General features: G+C 72.6%; 18 protein-coding genes and 2 pseudogenes. 6 read left to right on the forward strand and 14 right to left on the reverse strand.

All coding sequences use genetic code 11. The annotated features are described in order from the left end of the window. Positions 1–981: serine hydrolase domain-containing protein (locus ABTY56_RS06960; protein WP_350627321.1), on the reverse strand; the 981-nt coding region annotated here is incomplete at its 3' end. A 255-nt stretch (positions 982–1,236) separates the two neighbouring features. Here ABTY56_RS06960 and ABTY56_RS06965 point away from each other — a divergent pair. Beyond that, positions 1,237–2,580 carry a sensor histidine kinase gene (locus tag ABTY56_RS06965; protein ID WP_350627322.1) on the forward strand — a complete coding sequence of 448 codons (1,344 nt, stop codon included), beginning with the start codon at positions 1,237–1,239 and terminating at the stop codon, positions 2,578–2,580. After that, entirely contained in the window at positions 2,544–3,194 is a 651-nt protein-coding gene (locus tag ABTY56_RS06970; protein ID WP_350627323.1) for a LuxR C-terminal-related transcriptional regulator, read from the forward strand. Before ABTY56_RS06965 ends, ABTY56_RS06970 begins: the two co-directional genes overlap by 37 nt. A 7-nt stretch (positions 3,195–3,201) precedes the next feature. Here the strand turns inward: ABTY56_RS06970 and cutA are convergent, their stop codons facing one another. The 6 genes and pseudogenes from cutA to ABTY56_RS07000 form a co-directional block, all read right to left on the reverse strand. Continuing rightward, positions 3,202–3,531, reverse strand: a complete 330-nt coding sequence (cutA, locus tag ABTY56_RS06975) for a divalent-cation tolerance protein CutA (RefSeq protein WP_350627324.1) — start codon at positions 3,529–3,531, stop codon at positions 3,202–3,204. A 117-nt stretch (positions 3,532–3,648) separates the two neighbouring features. Beyond that, entirely contained in the window at positions 3,649–4,581 is a 933-nt protein-coding gene (locus ABTY56_RS06980; protein WP_350627325.1) for a class I SAM-dependent methyltransferase, read from the reverse strand. A gap of 343 nt (positions 4,582–4,924) precedes the next feature. Continuing rightward, entirely contained in the window at positions 4,925–5,518 is a 594-nt protein-coding gene (locus ABTY56_RS06985; RefSeq protein ID WP_350627326.1) for a GNAT family N-acetyltransferase, read from the reverse strand. 23 nt (positions 5,519–5,541) lie between these two features. Further along, positions 5,542–5,791, reverse strand: a pseudogene (locus tag ABTY56_RS06990) (imine reductase family protein); the annotation flags it as partial. A gap of 14 nt (positions 5,792–5,805) precedes the next feature. Continuing rightward, entirely contained in the window at positions 5,806–6,228 is a 423-nt protein-coding gene (locus ABTY56_RS06995; protein ID WP_350523740.1) for a DUF350 domain-containing protein, read from the reverse strand. Positions 6,229–6,367: 139 nt separating this feature from the next. Further along, the gene (locus ABTY56_RS07000) at positions 6,368–6,856 is read right to left on the reverse strand and encodes an LURP-one-related/scramblase family protein (RefSeq protein WP_350627327.1); all 489 of its coding nucleotides are present in this window, start codon (positions 6,854–6,856) and stop codon (positions 6,368–6,370) included. Between the two features lie 142 nt (positions 6,857–6,998). Here ABTY56_RS07000 and ABTY56_RS07005 point away from each other — a divergent pair. Continuing rightward, positions 6,999–7,496: pseudogene (locus ABTY56_RS07005) on the forward strand (GNAT family N-acetyltransferase); the annotation flags it as partial. Positions 7,497–7,806: 310 nt separating this feature from the next. Next, positions 7,807–9,627 carry an NHL domain-containing thioredoxin family protein gene (locus ABTY56_RS07010; protein WP_350627328.1) on the forward strand — a complete coding sequence of 607 codons (1,821 nt, stop codon included), beginning with the start codon at positions 7,807–7,809 and terminating at the stop codon, positions 9,625–9,627. 112 nt (positions 9,628–9,739) lie between these two features. On the opposite strand, the gene ABTY56_RS07015 is transcribed toward ABTY56_RS07010, so the two are convergent. Beyond that, positions 9,740–11,047, reverse strand: a complete 1,308-nt coding sequence (locus ABTY56_RS07015; protein WP_350627329.1) for a M18 family aminopeptidase — start codon at positions 11,045–11,047, stop codon at positions 9,740–9,742. Positions 11,048–11,447: 400 nt separating this feature from the next. Beyond that, positions 11,448–13,277, reverse strand: coding sequence for an acyl-CoA dehydrogenase (locus tag ABTY56_RS07020; RefSeq protein ID WP_350627330.1), 1,830 nt, complete (start codon positions 13,275–13,277; stop codon positions 11,448–11,450). Between the two features lie 213 nt (positions 13,278–13,490). Between ABTY56_RS07020 and ABTY56_RS07025 the strand changes: the two genes are divergently transcribed. Both ABTY56_RS07025 and ABTY56_RS07030 read left to right on the forward strand, forming a co-directional pair. Beyond that, a complete protein-coding gene (locus tag ABTY56_RS07025; protein ID WP_502893040.1) occupies positions 13,491–13,994 on the forward strand; it encodes an SseB family protein in 504 nt (167 codons plus the stop codon). A 161-nt stretch (positions 13,995–14,155) separates the two neighbouring features. Then, entirely contained in the window at positions 14,156–15,124 is a 969-nt protein-coding gene (locus tag ABTY56_RS07030; RefSeq protein ID WP_350627331.1) for a pirin family protein, read from the forward strand. A 91-nt stretch (positions 15,125–15,215) separates the two neighbouring features. On the opposite strand, the gene ABTY56_RS07035 is transcribed toward ABTY56_RS07030, so the two are convergent. The 5 genes from ABTY56_RS07035 to ABTY56_RS07055 all read right to left on the reverse strand — a co-directional run bounded on the left by ABTY56_RS07035 (position 15,216) and on the right by ABTY56_RS07055 (position 19,817). Further along, positions 15,216–15,920: a hypothetical protein gene (locus tag ABTY56_RS07035; RefSeq protein WP_350627332.1), complete on the reverse strand. Its 705-nt coding sequence runs from the start codon at positions 15,918–15,920 to the stop codon at positions 15,216–15,218. Positions 15,921–15,939: 19 nt separating this feature from the next. Next, on the reverse strand, positions 15,940–16,650 hold the full coding sequence (locus ABTY56_RS07040; RefSeq protein ID WP_350627333.1) for a class I SAM-dependent methyltransferase: 711 nt from the start codon (positions 16,648–16,650) through the stop codon (positions 15,940–15,942). Between the two features lie 434 nt (positions 16,651–17,084). Beyond that, the gene (locus tag ABTY56_RS07045) at positions 17,085–17,837 is read right to left on the reverse strand and encodes a DUF4097 family beta strand repeat-containing protein (protein WP_350627334.1); all 753 of its coding nucleotides are present in this window, start codon (positions 17,835–17,837) and stop codon (positions 17,085–17,087) included. A 19-nt stretch (positions 17,838–17,856) separates the two neighbouring features. Continuing rightward, the gene (locus tag ABTY56_RS07050) at positions 17,857–18,501 is read right to left on the reverse strand and encodes a response regulator transcription factor (RefSeq protein WP_350627335.1); all 645 of its coding nucleotides are present in this window, start codon (positions 18,499–18,501) and stop codon (positions 17,857–17,859) included. Next, positions 18,492–19,817 carry a sensor histidine kinase gene (locus ABTY56_RS07055; protein WP_350627336.1) on the reverse strand — a complete coding sequence of 442 codons (1,326 nt, stop codon included), beginning with the start codon at positions 19,815–19,817 and terminating at the stop codon, positions 18,492–18,494. Before ABTY56_RS07055 ends, ABTY56_RS07050 begins: the two co-directional genes overlap by 10 nt. Positions 19,818–19,825: the final 8 nt, after the last annotated feature.

Raw genomic sequence — 19,825 nt, forward strand, 5'->3', positions numbered from 1 at the left:
CAGCTGCGCGGTCATCGCCGGGTCGAGGATCCGCCGGCCGTCCGCACCGCCCTGCGGGAGCAGGGCCACCAGCAGCTTCGCCAGGTCGGCGGCGGTGGTGACGGCGGCGGCGCCGGTGGGCGTCCAGGGGCCGTAGAGGCCCTTGGTCTCGGTCTGGCCGTCACCCTCGGGCCGGTAGCCGTGGGCGAGTTCGGCGTCGACGGCGGCCGGGTGGGGCTGGGTGAAGGTGGTCCGGTCCATGCCGAGGGGCTGCAGGACGTGCCGGGCGACGTACTCGTCGAAGGGCTGTCCGGCGACCACCTCGACCAGGTAGCCGGCGAGCGCCACGCCGTAGTTGTCGTACGCCGCGGCGGTGCCGGGGGCACGAACCCGGTCGGGCTGGTGGGCGGCGAGCGAGGCGCCGAGGCCGGCGGTGTGCTCGGGTCCGGCCTCGGCGAGGCCCATGAAGGTGTCGTCGAATCCGCCGGTGTGGGTGAGCAGGTTCTCGACGGTGACCGGCCGGCCGGGGTAGCTGTCCCTGATCCTGAAGGCGGTCAGGTAGCGGTTGACGTCGGCGTGCAGGTCCAACCTCCCTGCCCCGACCTGCTGGAGGACGGCGATCGCGGTGAAGACCTTGGCGTCGGAGCCCATGAAGAAGGCGGTCCGGCTCGGGTCGACCGGCTTGCCGGTCGGCACCTCCGCCACCCCGTAGCCGCCGGAGAAGACCTCGTGCCCGCCGGCCACCACGGTCACGGCGGCGCCCGGGATCCGGTGGTCGGCGAGCAACTGCGGGAGGAGCCGGTCGAACAGGGTTCTGACGCCGGCGGTGTCCGGCGGTGCCACCGCACCCCCCGTCGACCCGGTGGCGCTCCCCGCCGTCGACCCGGTGGCGGCCCCGCTCGCCGCGTGGGCCGGAGTCAGGCCGTAGAGGAAGAGACCGAGCGCGGCCAGGACCAGGATCAGGCGGATCAGCGGACGGCGGGCGGCGGGGCGCTTGGGCATGGCGAACTCCCTTGTCTGAAGGCGTGGTTGCGGAAGCTCGGAGATCCCCGTGGCGGGCCGCTTCCCGATACCGGGGACACTAGGCCGGGGGCCGGGTGCCGGGGCATGGCCCCTGGGCGTCGATCGGGAGGTGTACCCAGGTACCCCCGACAGGGGTCCAGGGCCCAGTGATCGCCCCGGGGGAGTACGGCAGTCTGGGTGACCGAAGGGCAGGGACGGCGGCCGCGAGGCCGGCACCGAGGGGGAGGAACGGTCATGGGCGGCAGCACCGGCACCACGGTCGGGAACGAGGAGCGCGGCACCCACAGGGATCCGATCGGCCATCTGCGCAGGGGCGTACGGGACATGCTGCGCAGCACGGCGCTGTCCTGGTTCGTGCTGCCGCAGCTGCTGCTGTCCGTCGCCGTCTCCGTCACCGCGAGCCTGGGGGGCCTCGGGGTGGGCGCAATGCTGGTGGCGCCGACCACGATGGCGGTCCGCCGGCTCGCCGGAAGGCGGCGGGACCTGGCCGAGCGCTGGTCCGGCGTCCGGATCGCCGACCCGTACCTGCCGCAGCCCGAGGTCGAACCGGGGTTCCGGGGCGCCTGGCTGCGCTGCCAGGCGCTGCTGGCCGATCCGGCGACCTGGCGGGACCTGGCCTGGCTGGTGGTCGATCCGGCGATCGGCCTGACCCTGGCGCTGGTCCCGGTCGGGCTGGTCCTCTGGGGCGCGTTCGGCCTGCTGCTGCCGTGGCTCTGGGAGCCGATCGTCTCGCACGGCGGCAACAACTGGTACCTGTGGATCCACGTGACCGACGCCGCGAGCGGCCGGCTCGCCGCGGTGTTCGCCGTCCCGGTCGCGCTGGCCGGCGTGGCCGTCGCACCCGCCGTGCTGCGCGCCCACACCGCGCTCACCAAGTCCCTGCTCGGTCCGACCGCCCGGGCCGAGGCCCTGGCCGCCCAGCGCAAGGTGGCCCACCTGACCGAGACCCGGCGGGACGCGCTGACCACCCAGGCGGCCGAACTGCGCCGGATCGAACGGGACCTGCACGACGGCGCGCAGGCCCGGCTGGTGGCCATGGGGATGAACCTGGGCGTCGCCGAGCGGCTGGTCGAGCGCGACCCGCAGGCCGCCAAGCAGCTGCTCGCCGAGACCAGGCAGGCCTCCGCCAGCGCCCTCGACGAGCTGCGCGACCTGGTCCGCGGCATCCACCCGCCGGTCCTGGCCGATCGCGGACTCGCCGACGCCGTACGGGCGTTGGGCATGAACAGCCCGCTGAACGTGACGGTCTCCGCCGAACTGCCCGGCCGCGCCGAGCCCCCCGTCGAGTCGGCCTTCTACTTCGCCGTCTCCGAAGCCCTCACCAACGCCGCCAAGCACTCCGGCGCCACCCACGTGGACGTCCAACTCTGGTACGAGGACGGACTGCTGAAGGCCCAGGTGACCGACGACGGCACCGGCGGCGCCGACCCCTCGCGCGGCACCGGCCTGCGCGGCATGGAACGGCGGCTTGCTACCTTCGACGGCGTCCTGGCCGTCCGCAGTCCGCTCGGCGGCCCCACGACCCTGACGATGGAGCTGCCGTGCGAGTTGTCCTCGCCGAGGACCTCTTCCTCCTGAGGGACGGTCTGGTCCGGATGCTGCAGGCCTACGACTTCGAGGTCGTGGCCGCGGTGGACACCGGACCCGACCTCCTGCAGGCCCTCCTCACCGAGCGCCCGGACGTGGCCGTCGTCGACGTGCGACTGCCCCCGACGTTCACCGACGAGGGCCTGCAGGCCGCCCTGGAGGCGCGGCGGCAGGTGCCGGGGCTGCCGGTGCTCGTGCTCTCCCAGTACGTCGAGCAGCTCTACGCCAAGGAGTTGCTCGCCGACGGCACCGGCGCCATCGGCTACCTGCTGAAGGACCGGGTCTTCGACCCCGACGAGTTCGTGGCGACGGTCCGGCGGGTGGCGGCCGGGGGCACCGCGCTCGACCCGCAGGTGATCGCCATGCTGGTCAGCAACACCGAACGCTCCAAGCCGCTGGACCGGCTGACGCCGCGTGAGCGCGAGGTGCTGGAGCTGATGGCGGAGGGCCGCTCGAACGGGGCGATCGCCGAGCGGATGGTGATCACCGAGCGGGCGGTGAAGAAGCACACCGCCAACATCTTCCTCAAGCTCGACCTGCCGCCCTCCGAGGAGGACCACCGGCGGGTGCTCGCGGTGCTGGCCTTCCTGGACGTCGCGCCCTGATCCGCCGCTACCGGGCCGTCTCCGCGGCCAGCCACCCCAGGTAGCCGGGGCTGCCGGCCACCACCGGCACGGCGATCACCTCGGGCGTCTCGTACGAGTGCCGCTCGGCGACGAACGCGCCGAGCCGGTCGGCCAGTTCGACCCGGGTCTTGAGGTCGATCCGCCACTCCTCGGCGTCCTGCACCTCGCCCTCCCACCAGTACACCGACCGCACGGGGTACACCTGGGCGCAGGCCGCCAGCCGCTCCCGCACCACGGCGGACGCCAGGGCCCGGGCCTGCTCCTCGCTCCCGTGGGTGGTGGTCACCACGACGAAGCGCTGCTCGCTCGCTGTCATGCCCCGACGGTATCCCGGTCACCGCCGGGCCGGCGGGGCTCCCGTCCGGAGCTCCCGTACGGAGCGGCCGCCCGGTGGCGGCTGCCCTTCGAGGCGGCCTCCACCGGGCGGCGGCGGTCAGGCCTTGCGGGCCGTGTGGACGGTCATGGCGGAGAGGTAGAAGGCGTCCGGACGGCGGAGGATGCCGGTGGGGGCCTCCTCGTCGAGGAGGGCTTCGAGGGTGCCGCGGTCCTCCGGGTGGAGGCTCTCGGCGAGCTGGTCGTGCAGGCGGCGGAGCTGGGTGTGCAGGTACTCCCGGGTGGGGCGGTCGAGCGGGGCGGGGCGGTCGACCAGGAAGGTGCGGGTGCCGCTCGGGGTCAGACCGGCACGCTCCAGCATGGTCGGCCAGTCCTCGATCTCGGCGGTACTGCCCGGCAGCTCGGCCCGCATGGTGCTGAAGCCGTCCTCGTGCGCCGCGTCCAGCCGGGCCTGGAATCCGGGCCGGCCGAGGCCGAAGTCCCGGGGCAGGAAACGCGCGGGCAGGCCGCGCTCGGCGACGGCGAGCAGCCCGCCCGGCCGCAGCACCCCGGCGAGCGAGGCGAGCGCGGCCTGCTGGTCGCCCAGGTGGTGGATCGCGTTGCCGGACCAGATCAGGTCGGCCTCGCCGAGCTTGTCGAACTCGGCGGGCAGGTCGACCTGCTGGGTGTCCAGCCGACCGCCGGAGCGGGTCCGGGCGCGCTCCAGCAGGGCGGCCGACTGGTCGACGGCCACCACCTCGGCCGTGGCGAAGGTGTCCGCCAGGATGCCGGCGATCACCCCGGGGCCGCTGCCGACGTCGAGGATCCTCCGTACGGCGCCGGCCGCCCCGTCGCCGGCCGTCCCACCGCCGGCCGCCCCGCCGTACAGGCCGGACAGCCACCGCGCCGCCTCGGTGACCGCGCCGGCCCGCAGGTCGGCCTCGTGCTCCAGGTGCGCGGCGAGCGCGTCCCAGTCGAAGTCGGCGGCGGGGACGTTCCCGTGCGCGTGCCCGTGCTGGTGGCCGTGGCCGTGCTGGTGGTGCTGCGAGGTCATGTCCGATCTCTCCGTTCGTGGGTGCCGAAGGCTTCCCCGCTCATGCGGGCACCGCGGCGCCGGACGCGCGGTGGGGCCGCGGTGCCCGTCCGCGGTCCTCCTCCGCCAGGCTGCAACCGCCCTCCCCCCACCGGCAAGCTTTGTTGCCACCCCAGCAAATCGGGCCGCCCGCCGGACCGCCCCGCCCGGCCGCACCAGCCCCCGGAGCAGGAGGACCCCCGACCGGAACGCGGGCGACTTCGTCGGCGTGGAGGACGGAATCGACGTCATCCCGGCGTGACGGGGCCCGCCCGGCCGCTGTCGGCCGGGCGGGTCTGCCGGATCGTGCGCGCCCGGGCGGGTGCTACCCCCTCGGGGCGGCGAAGCAGTGGACGGTGACCGTGCGGCCCGAGGGCCACTGCTGGTCGCCGCTGCCGAGGTGGGTCCAGCCGAGGCGGCGGTAGAGGGCGACGGCCGCGGTGTCGGTGGCCAGGACGTCGAGGACGGGGTGCAGGCCGAGCGCCCGCGCGTGCGCCACGGCGCAGGCGAGCAGACGGGCGCCGATGTGGTGGCCGCGCGACCCGGGGTCGACGTAGAGGCGGCCGATCACGGCCGCGAGTTCCGGACGGCCCCCGGTGCGGTGGCTCCACCGGGCGGGGGCGAGGTCGCCCGGGGCGCTGCGGGCGAGGCCGACGTGGCCGGCGAGCCGACCGTCCGACTCGGCGATCCAGGCGGCCAGCAGACCGTCCGGGGTGAGCCAGGAGGCGGGGCGGTCGGGCCAGTCGACGGGGTAGCCGTCGACGCGGTGGACGTCGTCCAGCACCCGGACGCAGGCAGCGAGGTCGTCACCGCGGCGCGGTCTGACCAGGACTCCCGCCCCGGCCCGTGGTGAGCCCCGCCGGGCGGCGGTGCTGGATCCGGACGCGACGTCGTCGGCGCGTTCTTCGAGGTCTGTCATGCCGGTACGTTACCGGCCGCCCCTCACCGTCGCAGCAGGTCGACGACCCCGGTCAGGTCCTCCTCGCCGCCGCCGACCGCCAACCGGCGCTCCATCAACCGGAAGTAGGGCTCCAGCAGTTCGGCGCTCCCCCTGCTCCTCGGCGGTGCGCAGCAGCGTGCCCTTGCCGGCCACCTGCATCGCCAGGCTGGACACCACGTCCTTGGTGTAGTCGCCGCTCTCCAGCTGCTCCGCGGTCCTGGCCACCGACCCGGACATCGCGGTGAGCCAGCTGTCGGCCGCGGCCGCTACGCGATCGCGGCCGACACCACCGCCGCCACCGCGATGTTGCAGCTCGCCGACACCCACACCGCCGGGTGCGGCTCCGGCTCGACCAGGATCGCGCCGAGCTTGCCGGGCGTCAGCAGGTCCACCAGCCAGAACGCGACGGCCATCAGCACCAGCCCTAGCACGCCGTAACAGGCCGTCGAGATCAGGCCCTTGGCGAAGTCGGCGTAGGTGTACATGATCGCGGTGAAGACGATGCCGCCGATGCCGAGCAGCGCGGAGCTGAGCAGGACCGCGGCGTTGCGGTTGCGCTCGACCCAGATCTGGTGGCCGAGCCGGCCGGGCGTGAGGACGTCCACCAGTCCGACGCCGAGGAGCAGCAGCACCACCCCGAGGGCTCCGTAGGCCGCCGCCGCGCCGAGCCCGTGCAGGATGTCGTTCATCGTGGTTCCAGCCCCCGGTCCGCTCTCGCCGTAAGCCCTCGACCGGCGGTCAGGGCCCCTCGACCGGCCTGGTCAAGGGTTGGCAAAAGATACCCCACACGGGTGAGAGGGGGACCGGGGATCCGGAAACCGGGACGGGTCAGTCCTCCTCGTGCGCCAGGTGGTCGACACAGGCCGCGACGGCCAGCAGCAGCCCGGTGTCCGCGCCGTCGGCGATCTCCACCCCGTAGGTGTCCCGGATCCGGAACCACTTGCGGCTGATCCGGGCCAGCTCGTCGCCGTGGTCGTTCTCGATCCGGTAGTCCTTGTCGATCAGGTTGCCGTGGATCTTCAGCTCGCCGCCGGAGGCCAGGTCCACCAGGTACTTGTCGCGGAACGGCGTGAACAGCTTCTCCCGGACGGTCGCGATCACCTCGCCGTCGGCGTCCTCGATCTTCATCGCGTCGCGGACGGTGAGCATCTTCTCCTTCACCACCGCGACCACCCGGTCGTCCGCGTCCCTCAGCTCGAAGGTGTGCCGCAGTCGCAGCACCTTGCCGTCCACCAGGTACGCCTTGTGGCCCTGGTCGTCCTCGATCCAGTAGTCGTCGCCGACCGCGAACAGCTTCTCCCTGACCAGATACCGCACTGCAGGACCTCCTCCGTGTCGACGTCTCCGTGTTGACGTCGCCCCATTCGACCCCGATCCCCCGCCCGCCGAAAAGCACCGCCACGAAGCACCCGCGGAAAACCCCGTCGCACGGCGGCACCCGGTCGCGTTCAATACCGCCATGCGCCCCGACCCCACCGCCGTCCCGCTGCTCGGCGAACGCCTCGACCTGCTGCCGATCGGCCCCGAGCACGCCGAGGAGCTGGCGGCCGCGCTCGCCGATCCGGCCCTGCACGCCTTCACCGGCGGCCGTCCGGCCACCGTCGAGGAGATGCGCGCCCGCTGCGCCCGGTTGGCCGCTGGCTCCCCCGATCCGGCCGAGCGCTGGGGCAACTGGGTCCTGCGGCTGCGCGCCGCCGGCGCCCTCGTCGGCTACGTGCAGGCCACCGTCCGCGCCGAGGAGACCGAGGTCGCCTGGGTGGTCGGCACCCCCTGGCAGCGCCGCGGCCTGGCCGTCGAGGCCGGCCGCGCCCTGGTCGCCCACCTCACCGCGGCGGGCGTCACCACCGCCGTCGCCCACATCCACCCCGACCACCGGGCCTCCGCCAGGGTGGCCGTCGCCCTCGGCCTGCGCCCCACCACCCGTACCCAGGACGGCGAGACCCGCTGGCAGGCCGACCTCACCCGCCCTGACGTCTTCCCGAAGGGCGACGGCGTGACAGCCGAGCACATCGCCCACCTGACCGCGCTGGTCGAGGAGTGCCGCCCGGTCCTCGCCGCCGACGGCATGGAGGCGGTCCAATGGCTGCTGGCCGAGCGCGGGACGGGCATGATCCCCGCGATCTTGGTCACCAAGGCCCTGCTCGGCTGGGCCGACACCTCGCTCCACGCCGCCCGGGAAGCCGTCGAACTGAGCGCCGCCCGTCGGCCGCGGCCCTGAACCCGGTGCGCCCGGAATGCGGACAGCGGGCGTGGGGTTTCATTGGGGCATGGCATCTCGTGCACGTGTACGCGCCCCCGAGCTGGTCGGGGCAGGCGGTTGGCTGAACACCGGTGGCAAGGAGCTCACGCTCGCCGACTTCCGGGGCAAGATCACCATCCTGGACTTCTGGACCTTCTGCTGCATCAACTGTCTGCACGTCCTGGACGAGCTGCGGGAGCTGGAGGAGAAGCACCGCGACACCGTGGTGATCGTCGGGGTGCACTCACCGAAGTTCGTGCACGAGGCCGACCACCAGGCCGTGGTGGACGCCGTCGCCCGGTACGAGGTGCACCACCCGGTGCTGGACGACCCGGCGCTGGCCACCTGGAAGCAGTACGCCGTCCGCGCCTGGCCGACGCTGGTGGTGATCGACCCGGAGGGCTACGTGGTCGCCCAGCACGCCGGTGAGGGCCACGCCCACGCGATCGCCCGCCTGGTCGAGGAGCTGGAGGCCGAGCACGCCGCCAAGGGCACGCTGCGCCGCGGCGACGGCCCGTACGTGGCGCCGGAGCCGACCGCGGGGGACCTCAAGTTCCCCGGCAAGGCGATCCGGCTGCCGGACGGCCACTTCCTGGTCGCCGACTCGGGCCACCACTCGCTGGTCGAGCTGGCCGAGGACGGCGAGACGGTGGTGCGCCGGATCGGCGACGGGCAGCGCGGCCTGGTGGACGGCGCCGGCCCCCGGTTCAGCGAGCCGCAGGGCCTGGCGCTGCTGCCGGAGGGCCACCCGTACGACTACGACGTGATCGTCGCCGACACCGTCAACCACGCCCTGCGCGGCGTGCGGCTCGCCGACGGCAGCGTGACCACCCTGGCCGGCACCGGCCGTCAGTGGTGGCAGGGCTCGGCTACCGAGGGCCCGGCCCGCGAGGTGGACCTGTCCTCGCCGTGGGACGTCGCCTGGTTCGACGGCCGGGTGTGGATCGCCATGGCGGGCGTGCACCAGCTCTGGGCGTACGACCCGGCGACCGGCGAGGTCGGGGTCGCGGCCGGCACCACCAACGAGGGCCTGGTGGACGGACCGGCCGCCGAGGCCTGGTTCGCCCAGCCGTCCGGCCTCGCGGTCTCCGCGGACGGTGGGAAGCTCTGGGTCGCCGACTCCGAGACCTCCGCGCTGCGCTCGGTTTCACGTGAAACCGGGACGGTCGAAACCGCCGTCGGCACCGGCCTGTTCGACTTCGGCCACCGCGACGGCGCGGCCGACCAGGCCCTGTTGCAGCACCCGCTGGGCGTCACCGTGCTGCCGGACGGCTCGGTGGCCGTCAGCGACACCTACAACCACGCGCTGCGCCGCTACGACCCGGCGACCGGCGAGGTCAGCACGCTGGCCACCGACCTGCGCGAGCCCTCCGGCGCGGTGCTGGTGGACGACGACATCGTGGTGGTCGAGTCGGCCCGGCACCGGCTGACCAGGCTGCGGCTGCCGGAGGAGGCGGTGCGCGTCGAGTCGGTGGCGCACCGCACCCAGCGCGCGGCCACCGAGGTCGCGCCGGGCGCCTTCCGGCTGGACGTGGTGTTCTCGGCCCCGAGCGGCCAGAAGCTGGACGAGCGCTACGGCCCGTCCACCCGGCTGCTGGTCAGCGCGACCCCGCCCGAGCTGCTGGTCTCCGGCGCCGGCGCGGACAGCGACCTCTCCCGCGAGCTGGTGCTCTCCGACGAGGTCGCCGAGGGTGTGCTGCACGTCTCGGCGATGGCGGCCTCCTGCGACGACGACCCGGAGATCGAGTACCCGGCCTGCCACGTGCACCAGCAGGACTGGGGCGTGCCGGTGAAGCTGGTCGCCGACGGCGCCCGCCGCCTGCCGCTGGTCCTGGCCGGGATGGAGTAACCCTCGTAGCCCTCGTAGCCCTCGTAGCCCTCGTGGGCCCTCGTGGCACTCGACGACGGGGCCCGGCGGAGAGACGCTCTCCGCCGGGCCCCGGTCGTACCGGAGAAGGGGCTCAGCCCTCCAGGAAGGCCTTGATCGCGCTCGCCAGCAGGTGCGGGTCCTCCGCGCCGCACAGCTCGCGCGCCGAGTGCATGGAGAGCGCCGCGATGCCGCAGTCCACCGTCTTGATGCCCAGCCGCGCCGCCGTGATCGGGCCGATCGTCGTACCGCAGGGCATCGCGTTATTGGAGACGAAGCTCTGCCACGGCACGCCCGCCTTCTCACAGGCGGCCACGAACACCGCCCGGCCGACGCCGTCGGTCGCGTAGCGGTTGTTGACGTTGACCTTGAGGATCGGCCCGCCGTTCGGCAGCGGGTGGTGGCCCGGCTCGTGCCGCTCGCTGTAGTTCGGGTGGACGGCGTGGCCCATGTCCGAGGAGAGGCAGACGGTGCCGGCCAGTGCCCGGGCGCGGTCCTCCACGGAGCCGCCGCGGGCGTGGATCGTCCGGTCCAGGACGTTGCCGAGCAGCGGGCTCTGCGCGCCGGTGTCGGACTCGCTGCCGGTCTCCTCGTGGTCGAAGGCGGCCAGCACCGGGATGTACGGCAGCTCGGCGGCGCCGGCCGCCGTGGCGACGGCGGCGAGCGCGGCGGTGGCGGCGTGCACCGACAGCAGGTTGTCCAGGCGCGGGCCGGCCAGCAGCTCGCGGTCCCGGCCGAGGTAGGAGGCGGGCTGGACGTCGTGCGTCATGAGGTCCCAGCCGACCACGTCGTCGACGGCCAGGCCGGCCCGCTCGGCGACGTACGAGATCAGCCCGCCCTCGTCGACCGGGCCGAGGCCCCAGATCGGGGTGAGGTGGCGCTGCCGGTCGAGCTTCATGCCGTCGTTGACCTGGCGGTCCAGGTGGATGGCGAGCTGCGGCACGCGCAGCAGCGGCTCGTCCAGCTGGACCAGCCGGGCGGTGCCGTCCTTGAGCGCGAGTCTGCCGGAGATGCCGAGGTCCCGGTCCAGCCAGGTGTTCAGCGGTACCCCGCCGTAGATCTCCACCGCGACCTGCCGCCAGCCGGCCGTGCCGGTGTCCGGCAGCGGCTTGACCCGCAGGTTGGGCGAGTCGGTGTGGGTGCCGACGATCCGGAACGGGGTCTCGGGGCCCGCGCCCTCGGGGAGGTACCAGGCGATCAGCGCGCCGCCGCGGATCAGGTAGCGCCCGCCGGCGGCGCCGTCCCAGGCGTCCGTCTCGGCGACCTGCCGGAAGCCCGCCTTCTCCAGCCGCTCCGCGGCGCTCGCGACCGCGTGGTACGGGGACGGCGAGGTGCCGAGGAAGGCGATCAGATCGTCGCTGTGCGTCCGGTCGAAGAATGCCTGGCGGGCGGCGGTCGACATACTGCTCCTGGGTCGAGGGAGGGCCGAAGCCGGATGGGGAACCGGCTTCGCACCTTGAGCATATGCCCGTACACGGACAGGGCATTCGGAAGCTTCCACCCCGTTCACGACCGCGAACCGCCCGCAACACCCGGCGCCCGTGCGGCGGATACTCCCTGGTCGCATACGGTCGGCGCGGCGTCAGCGCAATGTCGGCAGAACGTCGGCAGAACGTCAGCAGGACGTCGGCAACGCAGCGGACGGGTGACAGGCGGACGGGCGGCGGACGGGTGTCACCCGGGGCATGTGACGGTCCGGCGGAAGCGGGCCGGACGCGGAGCCCGGGGAAACACCGAAGGGCCCGGTGGCAGCCGGGCCCTTCGGTGTGAGGGTGTGTCAGGCAGTCGGAAGGGTGGTGGCCTTAGAAGGCCTCCTCCGCGAGCTCCATGATCTCGTTGTCGATGCCCTCGGCGATCACGCGCTGCGGCGCGACGGCCGGCAGGACGTTCTTGGCGAAGAAGCGGGCCGCCGCGACCTTGCCCTGGTAGAACGGGACGTCCTTCTCCGAGGCGCCGGCCTCCAGCTTGGCCAGGGCCACCGCGGCCTGGCGCAGCAGCAGCCAGCCGACGACGACGTCGCCGGAGACCATCAGCAGGCGGGTGGTGTTGAGGCCCACCTTGTACATGTTCTTGACGTCCTGCTCGACCGAGGACAGGTCGGCCAGCAGCTTGCCGACGATGGCCTCCAGGTCACCCGCGGCCTTGGCGAGCAGCTCGCGCTCGGCGGCCAGGGCGTCGCCGCCGGCGGCGGAGCCGAGGAACTTCTGGATCTGCTCGGACAGCGCGGTGAGCGCCTGGCCGCCGTCCTTGACGATCTTGCGGAAGAAGAAGTCCTGGCCCTGGATGGCGGTGGTGCCCTCGTACAGGGTGTCGATCTTGGCGTCGCGGATGTACTGCTCGATCGGGTACTCCTGCAGGTAGCCGGAGCCACCGAAGGTCTGCAGGGACTGGGCGAGCTGCTCGTAGGACTTCTCCGAGCCGTAGCCCTTGACGATCGGCAGGAGCAGGTCGTTCAGGCGCTCGGCGGCCTCGTCGTGCTCGCCGCGCAGCTTGGCGGCCATCATGTCGTCCTGGGTGGACGCGGTGAACAGCACCAGCGCGCGCATGCCCTCGGCGTAGGCCTTCTGGGTGAGCAGCGAGCGGCGCACGTCGGGGTGGTTGGTGATGGTGACGCGCGGGGCGGACTTGTCCAGGAACTGCGAGATGTCGGCGCCCTGCACGCGCTCCTTGGCGTACTCCAGGGCGTTCAGGTAGCCGGTGGAGAGGGTGGCGATGGCCTTCGTGCCGACCATCATGCGGGCGAACTCGATGATCTTGAACATCTGGCGGATGCCGTCGACCTTCTCGCCGAGCAGCCAGCCCTTGGCCGGGTGCTTGGCACCGAAGGTCATCTCGCAGGTGTTCGAGGCCTTGAGGCCCATCTTGTGCTCGACGTTGGTGGCGTAGACGCCGTTGCGCTCGCCGAGCTCGCCGGTCTCCCAGTCGAAGTCGAACTTCGGGACGATGAAGAGGCCCAGGCCCTTGGTGCCCGGCTTGCCGCCCTCGGGGCGGGCCAGCACCATGTGGATGATGTTCTCGGACATGTCGTGCTCGCCCGAGGTGATGAAGCGCTTCACACCCTCGATGTGCCAGGAGCCGTCCTCCTGCTGGATCGCCTTGGTGCGGCCGGCGCCCACGTCGGAGCCCGCGTCGGGCTCGGTGAGGACCATGGTGGAGCCCCACAGGCGGTCGGTCATCCGCTTGGCGACCTCGAGCTGCTCCTCGGTGCCCTCCTCGGCGATGACGCCGGCGAAGGCCGGGCCGGAGGAGTACATCCAGATGGCCGGGTTCGAGCCCAGGATCTGCTCGGCGAAGGCCCAGATCAGCGAGTTCGGGGTGACCTGGCCGCCGATGGACTCCGGGATGCCCAGACGCCACCACTCGGCGTCCATGAAGGTCTGGTAGCTCTTCTTGAAGGTGGCCGGGATCGGCGCGGTGTTGGTCTCGGGGTCGAAGACCGGCGGGTTGCGGTCGGTGTCGGCGAAGGAGGCGGCGAGGTCGTTCTCGGCCAGGCGCGAGATCTCGCTGAGGATGTTCTTCGCGGTCTCGACGTCCATGTCCGCGAACGGTCCGGTGCCGTAGACCTGCTCGCGGCCGAACACCTCGAAGAGGTTGAACTCCACGTCCCGCAGGTTGGACTTGTAGTGACCCATGGCCGTTTTCTCCGGTTCGTCGCTTCCGGGAGACCGCCGCGTTCGGGCGCCCCGTACCCACCAGTAGGCATCATGATGCTACCCAGCGGTAACTTGGGCAAGCCCTCGGCGGTGAATCCGCTATGAACGTGGTCACGTCCCACAGTCCGGGCGACCACTCCTTGTCAGGATCGGCGCCAGCGCGGGCGGGTGCGCTCCCGCTAGCCTGTCCGTGTGTACGGATATGACCAGAACGCATACCCGGGCGACCCCTACCAGCAGCAGGCGGGACCGCAGCCGGGCATGAACGGCATGCCCGGACCCGACGCCTACGGCACGCAGTCGCCGGGGTCGCAGCAGTCGCTCTACCCGGAGCCCTCCCCGCCGTCGCTGGCGGACGCCGTCCGGGCCTTCACCACCGGCTCGATGGCGGTCGAGGACTTCCAGGCGATCTTCATCACCTCGAAGGTGCACTGCCCGCGCGGCGAGCGCCCCGGCTTCCTCGCGCTGCACAACACCCCGACGCCGGTGATCCCGATGTTCAGCTCGCTGAAGGAACTGCGCCGCTACGCCGGCAAGGAGTCCAAGCACTTCACCGTCACCGGCGCCGAGATCCTGGACCTGCTGCCGACCGGCTACGGCTTCGCCCTGGACATGGAGGGCGAGCACCGGATGGTGTTCGACGCCAAGGCCGTCGAACAGATGGTCGACTTCACCATGCGCCGCATGTACGGCTGACAGCCGCCCCGCGGTGCGCCGGATCCACGCCTGACCCATCCTGGAGAAGAGGAGCCGCGCTCCTCCATCGACATATTGTTCAACTTTCAACTTGCTTGTTGTTGAGGATTGAACTAACCTCGTGGACGTAGGCCGCACACACCCCCTCGAAGGAGGCCGACATGCCCGCCGTGACCGTCGACAACCCGCTGACCCTCCCGCGCGTCACCACGCCGGACGCCGCCGTCACGAGCGCCCGTCCGGTCCGCACCGTGGTCACCGCCCCCGAGGGCTACGAGGGCGAGGGCTTCCCCGTCCGCCGCGCCTTCGCCAAGATCGACACCAAGTACCTCGACCCGTTCATCATGATGGACCAGATGGGTGAGGTGGACTACGCGGCCGGAGAGCCCAAGGGCACCCCCTGGCACCCGCACCGCGGCTTCGAGACCGTCACCTACATCATCGACGGCACCTTCATCCACCAGGACTCGCACGGCGGTGGCGGCGTCATCACCGACGGCGACACCCAGTGGATGACGGCCGGCTCCGGCCTGCTGCACATCGAGACCCCGCCGGAGTCGCTGGTGATGTCCGGCGGCCTCTTCCACGGCCTCCAGCTGTGGGTGAACCTGCCCGCCTCGGACAAGATGATCGCCCCGAAGTACCAGGACATCCGCGGCGGCAGCGTCAAGCTCCTCAGCACCGAGGACGGCGGCGCCCTGCTGCGGGTGATCGCCGGCGAGCTCGACGGCCACCAGGGGCCCGGAGCCACCCACACCCCGATCACCATGATCCACGCCTCGATCAACCCCGGCGCCCAGATCACCCTGCCCTGGCGCTCCGACTTCAACGCCCTCGCCTACGGCCTGGCCGGCAAGGGCACGGCCGGCCAGGAGCACCGCCCGTTCGGCATGGGCCAGGCGGTCCTGTTCGGCGACGGCGACTCGATCACCATCCGCGCCGACGAGAGCCAGGACTCCCGGAACGCCAACTTCGAGGTCGTGCTGCTCGGCGGCCTGCCGATCCGCGAACCGGTCGCCTGGTACGGCCCGTTCGTGATGAACAGCCACCGCGAACTCCAGCAGGCCATGGAGGACTTCCAGGCCGGCCGCCTCGGCACCGTCCCGGCCGGCACCAACCTGGGGCGCTGACCCCACGACACAGGGGCCCGGACCGGTACCACCGGTCCGGGCCCTCATCGCGCCAAACGACTCACTTTATGGCCCCCCGTCGGCGGTCAGGTCACCGCGGCCGGGGTGCCAAGGCGGCGGAGCCGTGCGCACCGCGGGCGGCCAGCCTGCGGGCGACCCCGTCCGCGAGCAGCAGCAAGGCGGCGGTCACCAGCGCGGCCATGTGCTCGTAACCCGCCAACTCCGGGTCCACCGCCGTGATCGCGGCCGTCAGCAGCACCACGCCCAGCGCGGTCCAGCGCGCCCCGAACCGCCAGGCGACCAGCAGGCCCAGCCCGACCACGGCCGCCGACGGCCCGGTGTCCCGGACCTGGGCGAATGCGGCGGGCAGGTGGAACAGGTGGCCGGGCGGCCGGGACACCCCGAAGCGCGCGTAGCAGGTGCCCACCAGCGAGCAGGTGTACCCGACGCCGAGCGTGCGCCACGGGCCGAGGGTCAGCTCTGCGGTCCCGAAGGCGAGGACCACCATGAACACGGCGGTCCAGCAGGGCAGATGGATGGCCGGCACGAATATCGAGACCGGCAAGCGCAGCAGCGCGACGTCCCACGGCTCGGTGGCCCGGACCACGCCCGTCCGGGAGACGAAGGCCGCCCCGCTCGGGAAGTCGTCGACCGCCGCGAACAGCAGCACGAGGCAGCTGGAGACCACGGTGAGGGTCAGTGCGGCGGCGCCCCTGGCCCGCAGCCGGGCGCGCGCCCGGCGGTAGAGCAGGCCCCACTCGCTCTCGGCCGCGCGCCGGATTCCGGGATTGTTCACGACGGTCCTCCAGTCCCGGTCAGGAGTCGATGGTGGCCGCACGCCGGTCCGCGGCACCGGCCTGCGGCCGGACGTCGGAGCCCGAGGTGCAGGGCCGCAGCAGCGCGAAGTAGGCCAGGGCCGGTCCGGACTGCCGGATGACGTGCAGGCCGACGGCGTTGGCGTGCCGGGCCAGGGTCGCCGGGCGGATCTGGTGGCGGTCGAAGAACTCGCCGACGACCAGGCGACCGGTCGGCTTGAGGACCCGGCGCAGCTCGCTCAGGGCGGCGGGGACGTCCGGGATCTCGCCCAGCGCGGTGACCAGGTAGGCGGCGTCGAACGTGGCGTCGTCGAAGGGGAGTTCGCGCGCGTCGGCCAGGGTGGGGACGATGGTGTCGAGGCCGGATCCGGCGGCCCGGCCCATCACGTGGTCGAGCATCTCCTGCTGGATGTCGACGATGTCCAGCCGGCCGTCGGCGCCGAGCCGGGGCGCCACCTGGAGCGACTGCAGCCCGGTGCCGGGACCGATCTCCAGCATCCGCTCGCCCGGCAGCGGCCGGAGCTGCTCGGCCAGCCGCTCCCAGGACAGGAACGGCAGTGGCAGGTCGAGCAGTCGGTGCTGCGCGTAGGGGTACGGCGCGGAGTCGGTCACCCACCAGGCGGTGGCCGCGGCCGCGACCGAGGTGCCCGCAAGGGCCCAGATGCCGGCCTTGCCGAACGGGGCGCGCGGGGGTGAGGAGGCGTGGCGCATGGTTCTTCTCCAACGTTGGTCGTCGGCGTGGGGCGGTGGTGCCCGCTCAGTGGATGTGGAGGCCGCCGTTGGAGGCGGCCACGGTGAGAGGCGGCCACGGTGAGAGAGGCCGACGCGCCGTCGGAGCTCGGCAGGTCGATCTGCGGCGCGGAGCTGCTGCTGTGGGCGTCGATCCGGTAGCCGGTGGCCCTCACCGGTGGTTCGCGGTGGCGCTGCGGGGCGGCGCACCTGCGCCGCCCCGCACCGACCATCTGCCCTCCAGCCAACAGCAGTTCGGCCTGGGCCGGACACGTGGCCGGCCCACCGAACCGGGGTAGGGATAACCCTCCTGTCAGCCCCAGCCGTTGTTGCCATGGCAGGGTGTTGCCGCCGAACGACGGTGGCGTCCCCGGGAGATCCCGGGGACGCCACCGTCGTTCGCGGCACGGGCGTGCTCAGTGGACCGTGATGCCGCCGCGCGTGGTCTTCACCACCACGCTGTGCGGCGCGTCCGTAGCGGTGTTCGGCAGCGAGACGCTCGGCGACGACCAGGAGCTCTGCGCGTCGACGTGGTAGGTGGCGTCGTGAGGCACCTTGAGGTCGACCCCGCCGTAGCCCGTGGTGACCTTCAGGGAGGCGGGTGCCGCCGTGAAGGAGGCGCTGACCGCGCCGTCGGTGGTGATCACCTCGGCGTTCGGGGCGCTGCTGTCGGTGAGGGTCACCGCGCCGTAGGTGCTCCGCACGGTCAGCGGGCCGGACGACCGGTCCACCTCGACCCCGCCCAGCCCGGTGGTCAGATCCAGCCGGCCGGTCAGGCCCTTCGCCTGGATCCCGGCGTGCCCGGCGTCCCCGGTACTCACCTGCGCGGCCAGGCCGGCCGGCACCGTGATCTGCAGGTGCCCCGAGCAGTCGTCGGAGCAGCCGGCGGTGACCGTGACGTCCGACCCGGACCGGGTGACGGAGACCTGCGGGACATGGCCCGTGTAGCTGCCGCTCATGGTCACCGTGACCTGCGAGGAGCCGTCCTGACTCAGCGTCACGCCGAGTCCGTCGGCCTGGACCGTCACCTGGCCGGCGCCGGCCGCGTCCTGCTGCCAGTTGCCGCTGTACGGGTGGTGCGCCGGAAGCAGGGCGACCACACCCCAACTGGCCAGGGCGACGACCACGACGAGGAGGGCCAGCCCTATGAGGAGGAATCCGCGGCGCATCTTCGGTGTGGTACTGATCTCAAGCTCCCAGGTAGCGCAGAACGGCGAGCACGCGGCGGTGGTCTCCCGCCTCCTGCTGCAGATCGAATTTCACGAAGATGCTGCGGATGTACTTCTCCACCGCCGCCGTGCCGATCACCAGATCGGCCGCGATCCCGGCGTTGGAACGGCCCTCCGCCATGGCCGTGAGGACCTCCCGTTCGCGCGGCGTCAGGGTGGACAGCGGATCCCGCTGCCGGCTGCCGGCCAGCAACTGCTTGACCACCTCCGGGTCGAGGACCGTCTCGCCCGCGGCGACCCGGCGCAGCGCGTCCACGAACTCCTCGGCGTCCGACACCCGGTCCTTGAGCAGGTAGCCGACCCCGTTGTCATTGGTGTTGACCAGGTCGATGGCGTAGCGCTCCTCGACGTAGTTGGAGAGCACCAGGACGCCGGTCTCCGGCCAGCGGGCGCGTACCGCCAGTGCGGCGCGCAGGCCCTCGTCCAGGAAGGTGGGCGGCATCCGGACGTCCGTCACACAGGCGTCCGGCCGGTGTTCGGCCACCGCGCGCAGGAGTTGCTCCGCGTCGCCCACCGCGGCGACCACCTCGATCCCCTGTTCGCTGAGCAGCAGTTCGATGCCCTGGCGCAGCAGCGCGGAGTCCTCGGCCAGCACTACCCGCACGGCAGTTCCACCTCGATCACGGTCGGTCCACCCACCGGACTGCTGAGCCGGAACCGCCCGTCCACCCCGGACACCCGGTCCGCCAGACCGGTCAGACCCGTGCCGGCCGCGAGGTCGGCTCCGCCACGCCCGTCATCGCCGACCTTGACGTCCAATCGGGCGCCCTCCCGCCGGATCTCCACCCAAGCGCGGGTCGCATGAGCATGTTTGGCCACATTGGTGAGCGCCTCGGTCACCGTGAAGTAGGCGACCGCCTCGATGGTGGAGGAGGGGCGCGGCTCCACCAGGACGTCAAGGCGCACCGGCACCGGAGCCAGCGCGGCGACGGCGGAGAGCGACGCCTCCAGGCCGCGGTCGGTCAGCACCGGCGGGTGCAGGCCACGGGCCAGGTTGCGCAGCTCGTTGATGGTGCCGAGGGTTTCCCGCCGGGCGTCCTCGACCATCTTGCCGGTCTCGTGGTCACCGGACTTCTTCAGCCGCGAGCCGGCCCGGCCCAGGGTGATCGACATCGCCACCAGCCGTTGCTGGGCACCGTCGTGCAGGTCCCGCTCGATCCGTTTGCGCTCCGCCTCGGCGGCGTCCACCACCCTGGCCCGGCTTTCCGTCAGATCGTTGACCCGCTGCTCCAGTTCCATGCCGCGGGGCCGGGAGAGCAGTGCGACGGCCAGCGCGGTGTCCAGCGCCAGCAGGAGTCTGACGATCAGTGGGGAGAGGACCCCGCCGACCAGCAGCGCCACCGCCGCGACCAGCAGCGCCCGGGGCAGGGAATCCACCAAGAACGGCCCGAGCTGGGCCTGCCCGCCGGGCAGGCCCCGGTAGTAGGCCGGAAGCAGCACCAGGGTCAACGGCACGGCCCAGACCAGCGCCACCCCGACCACGGTCACCACCGCCACCGGCAACAGCAGTACGAAGTAGCCGATCAGCCGCCAGGTGCAGAAGTTGTGGACGAGCGACTGCAGCGACTTGGCCAACCGCCACGAACAGACCGGCGCCGGCAGCTCGTCGAGCTCCAGCCCGCAGGTCACGGCGAACCGGGCGCGCTCGACGGCGGCCAGCCGGAACAGCGCCCACCCCGCCGCCACCGTGAGCGGCAGGCCCACCAGGCCGGCCGGCGCCAGGCAGACGGCGACGGCCAGCACGACCAGCACGACCAGTCCCGCCAGCGCCACCAGACCGTCAAGGACCAGGTGGATCGACGCCCGCCACAGCACGGGGGAGGCCAGCGCGCGCAGCGGATTGCCCGGCACCACCTCGCGGGGTGGCCGGGCGTCCGTCCGGGCTATGCCGGTGGCACGGCGGGCGATGTTCTCGGTCAACTGCTTCA

It is taken from the genome of Kitasatospora sp. NPDC097691 (assembly GCF_040302665.1).
Lineage (GTDB): Bacteria > Actinomycetota > Actinomycetes > Streptomycetales > Streptomycetaceae > Kitasatospora.

Coding starts and splice junctions, on each gene's coding strand:
- ABTY56_RS06965 (WP_350627322.1), top strand. CDS start 1,237: ATGGGCGGCAGCACCGGCACCACGGTCGGGAACGAGGAGCGCGGCACC.
- ABTY56_RS07020 (WP_350627330.1), bottom strand. CDS start 13,277: ATGGGTCACTACAAGTCCAACCTGCGGGACGTGGAGTTCAACCTCTTC.
- ABTY56_RS06980 (WP_350627325.1), bottom strand. CDS start 4,581: ATGACCTCGCAGCACCACCAGCACGGCCACGGCCACCAGCACGGGCAC.
- ABTY56_RS07015 (WP_350627329.1), bottom strand. CDS start 11,047: ATGTCGACCGCCGCCCGCCAGGCATTCTTCGACCGGACGCACAGCGAC.
- ABTY56_RS06985 (WP_350627326.1), bottom strand. CDS start 5,518: ATGACAGACCTCGAAGAACGCGCCGACGACGTCGCGTCCGGATCCAGC.
- ABTY56_RS07030 (WP_350627331.1), top strand. CDS start 14,156: ATGCCCGCCGTGACCGTCGACAACCCGCTGACCCTCCCGCGCGTCACC.
- ABTY56_RS07040 (WP_350627333.1), bottom strand. CDS start 16,650: ATGCGCCACGCCTCCTCACCCCCGCGCGCCCCGTTCGGCAAGGCCGGC.
- ABTY56_RS07045 (WP_350627334.1), bottom strand. CDS start 17,837: ATGCGCCGCGGATTCCTCCTCATAGGGCTGGCCCTCCTCGTCGTGGTC.
- ABTY56_RS07010 (WP_350627328.1), top strand. CDS start 7,807: ATGGCATCTCGTGCACGTGTACGCGCCCCCGAGCTGGTCGGGGCAGGC.
- cutA (WP_350627324.1), bottom strand. CDS start 3,531: ATGACAGCGAGCGAGCAGCGCTTCGTCGTGGTGACCACCACCCACGGG.
- ABTY56_RS06995 (WP_350523740.1), bottom strand. CDS start 6,228: ATGAACGACATCCTGCACGGGCTCGGCGCGGCGGCGGCCTACGGAGCC.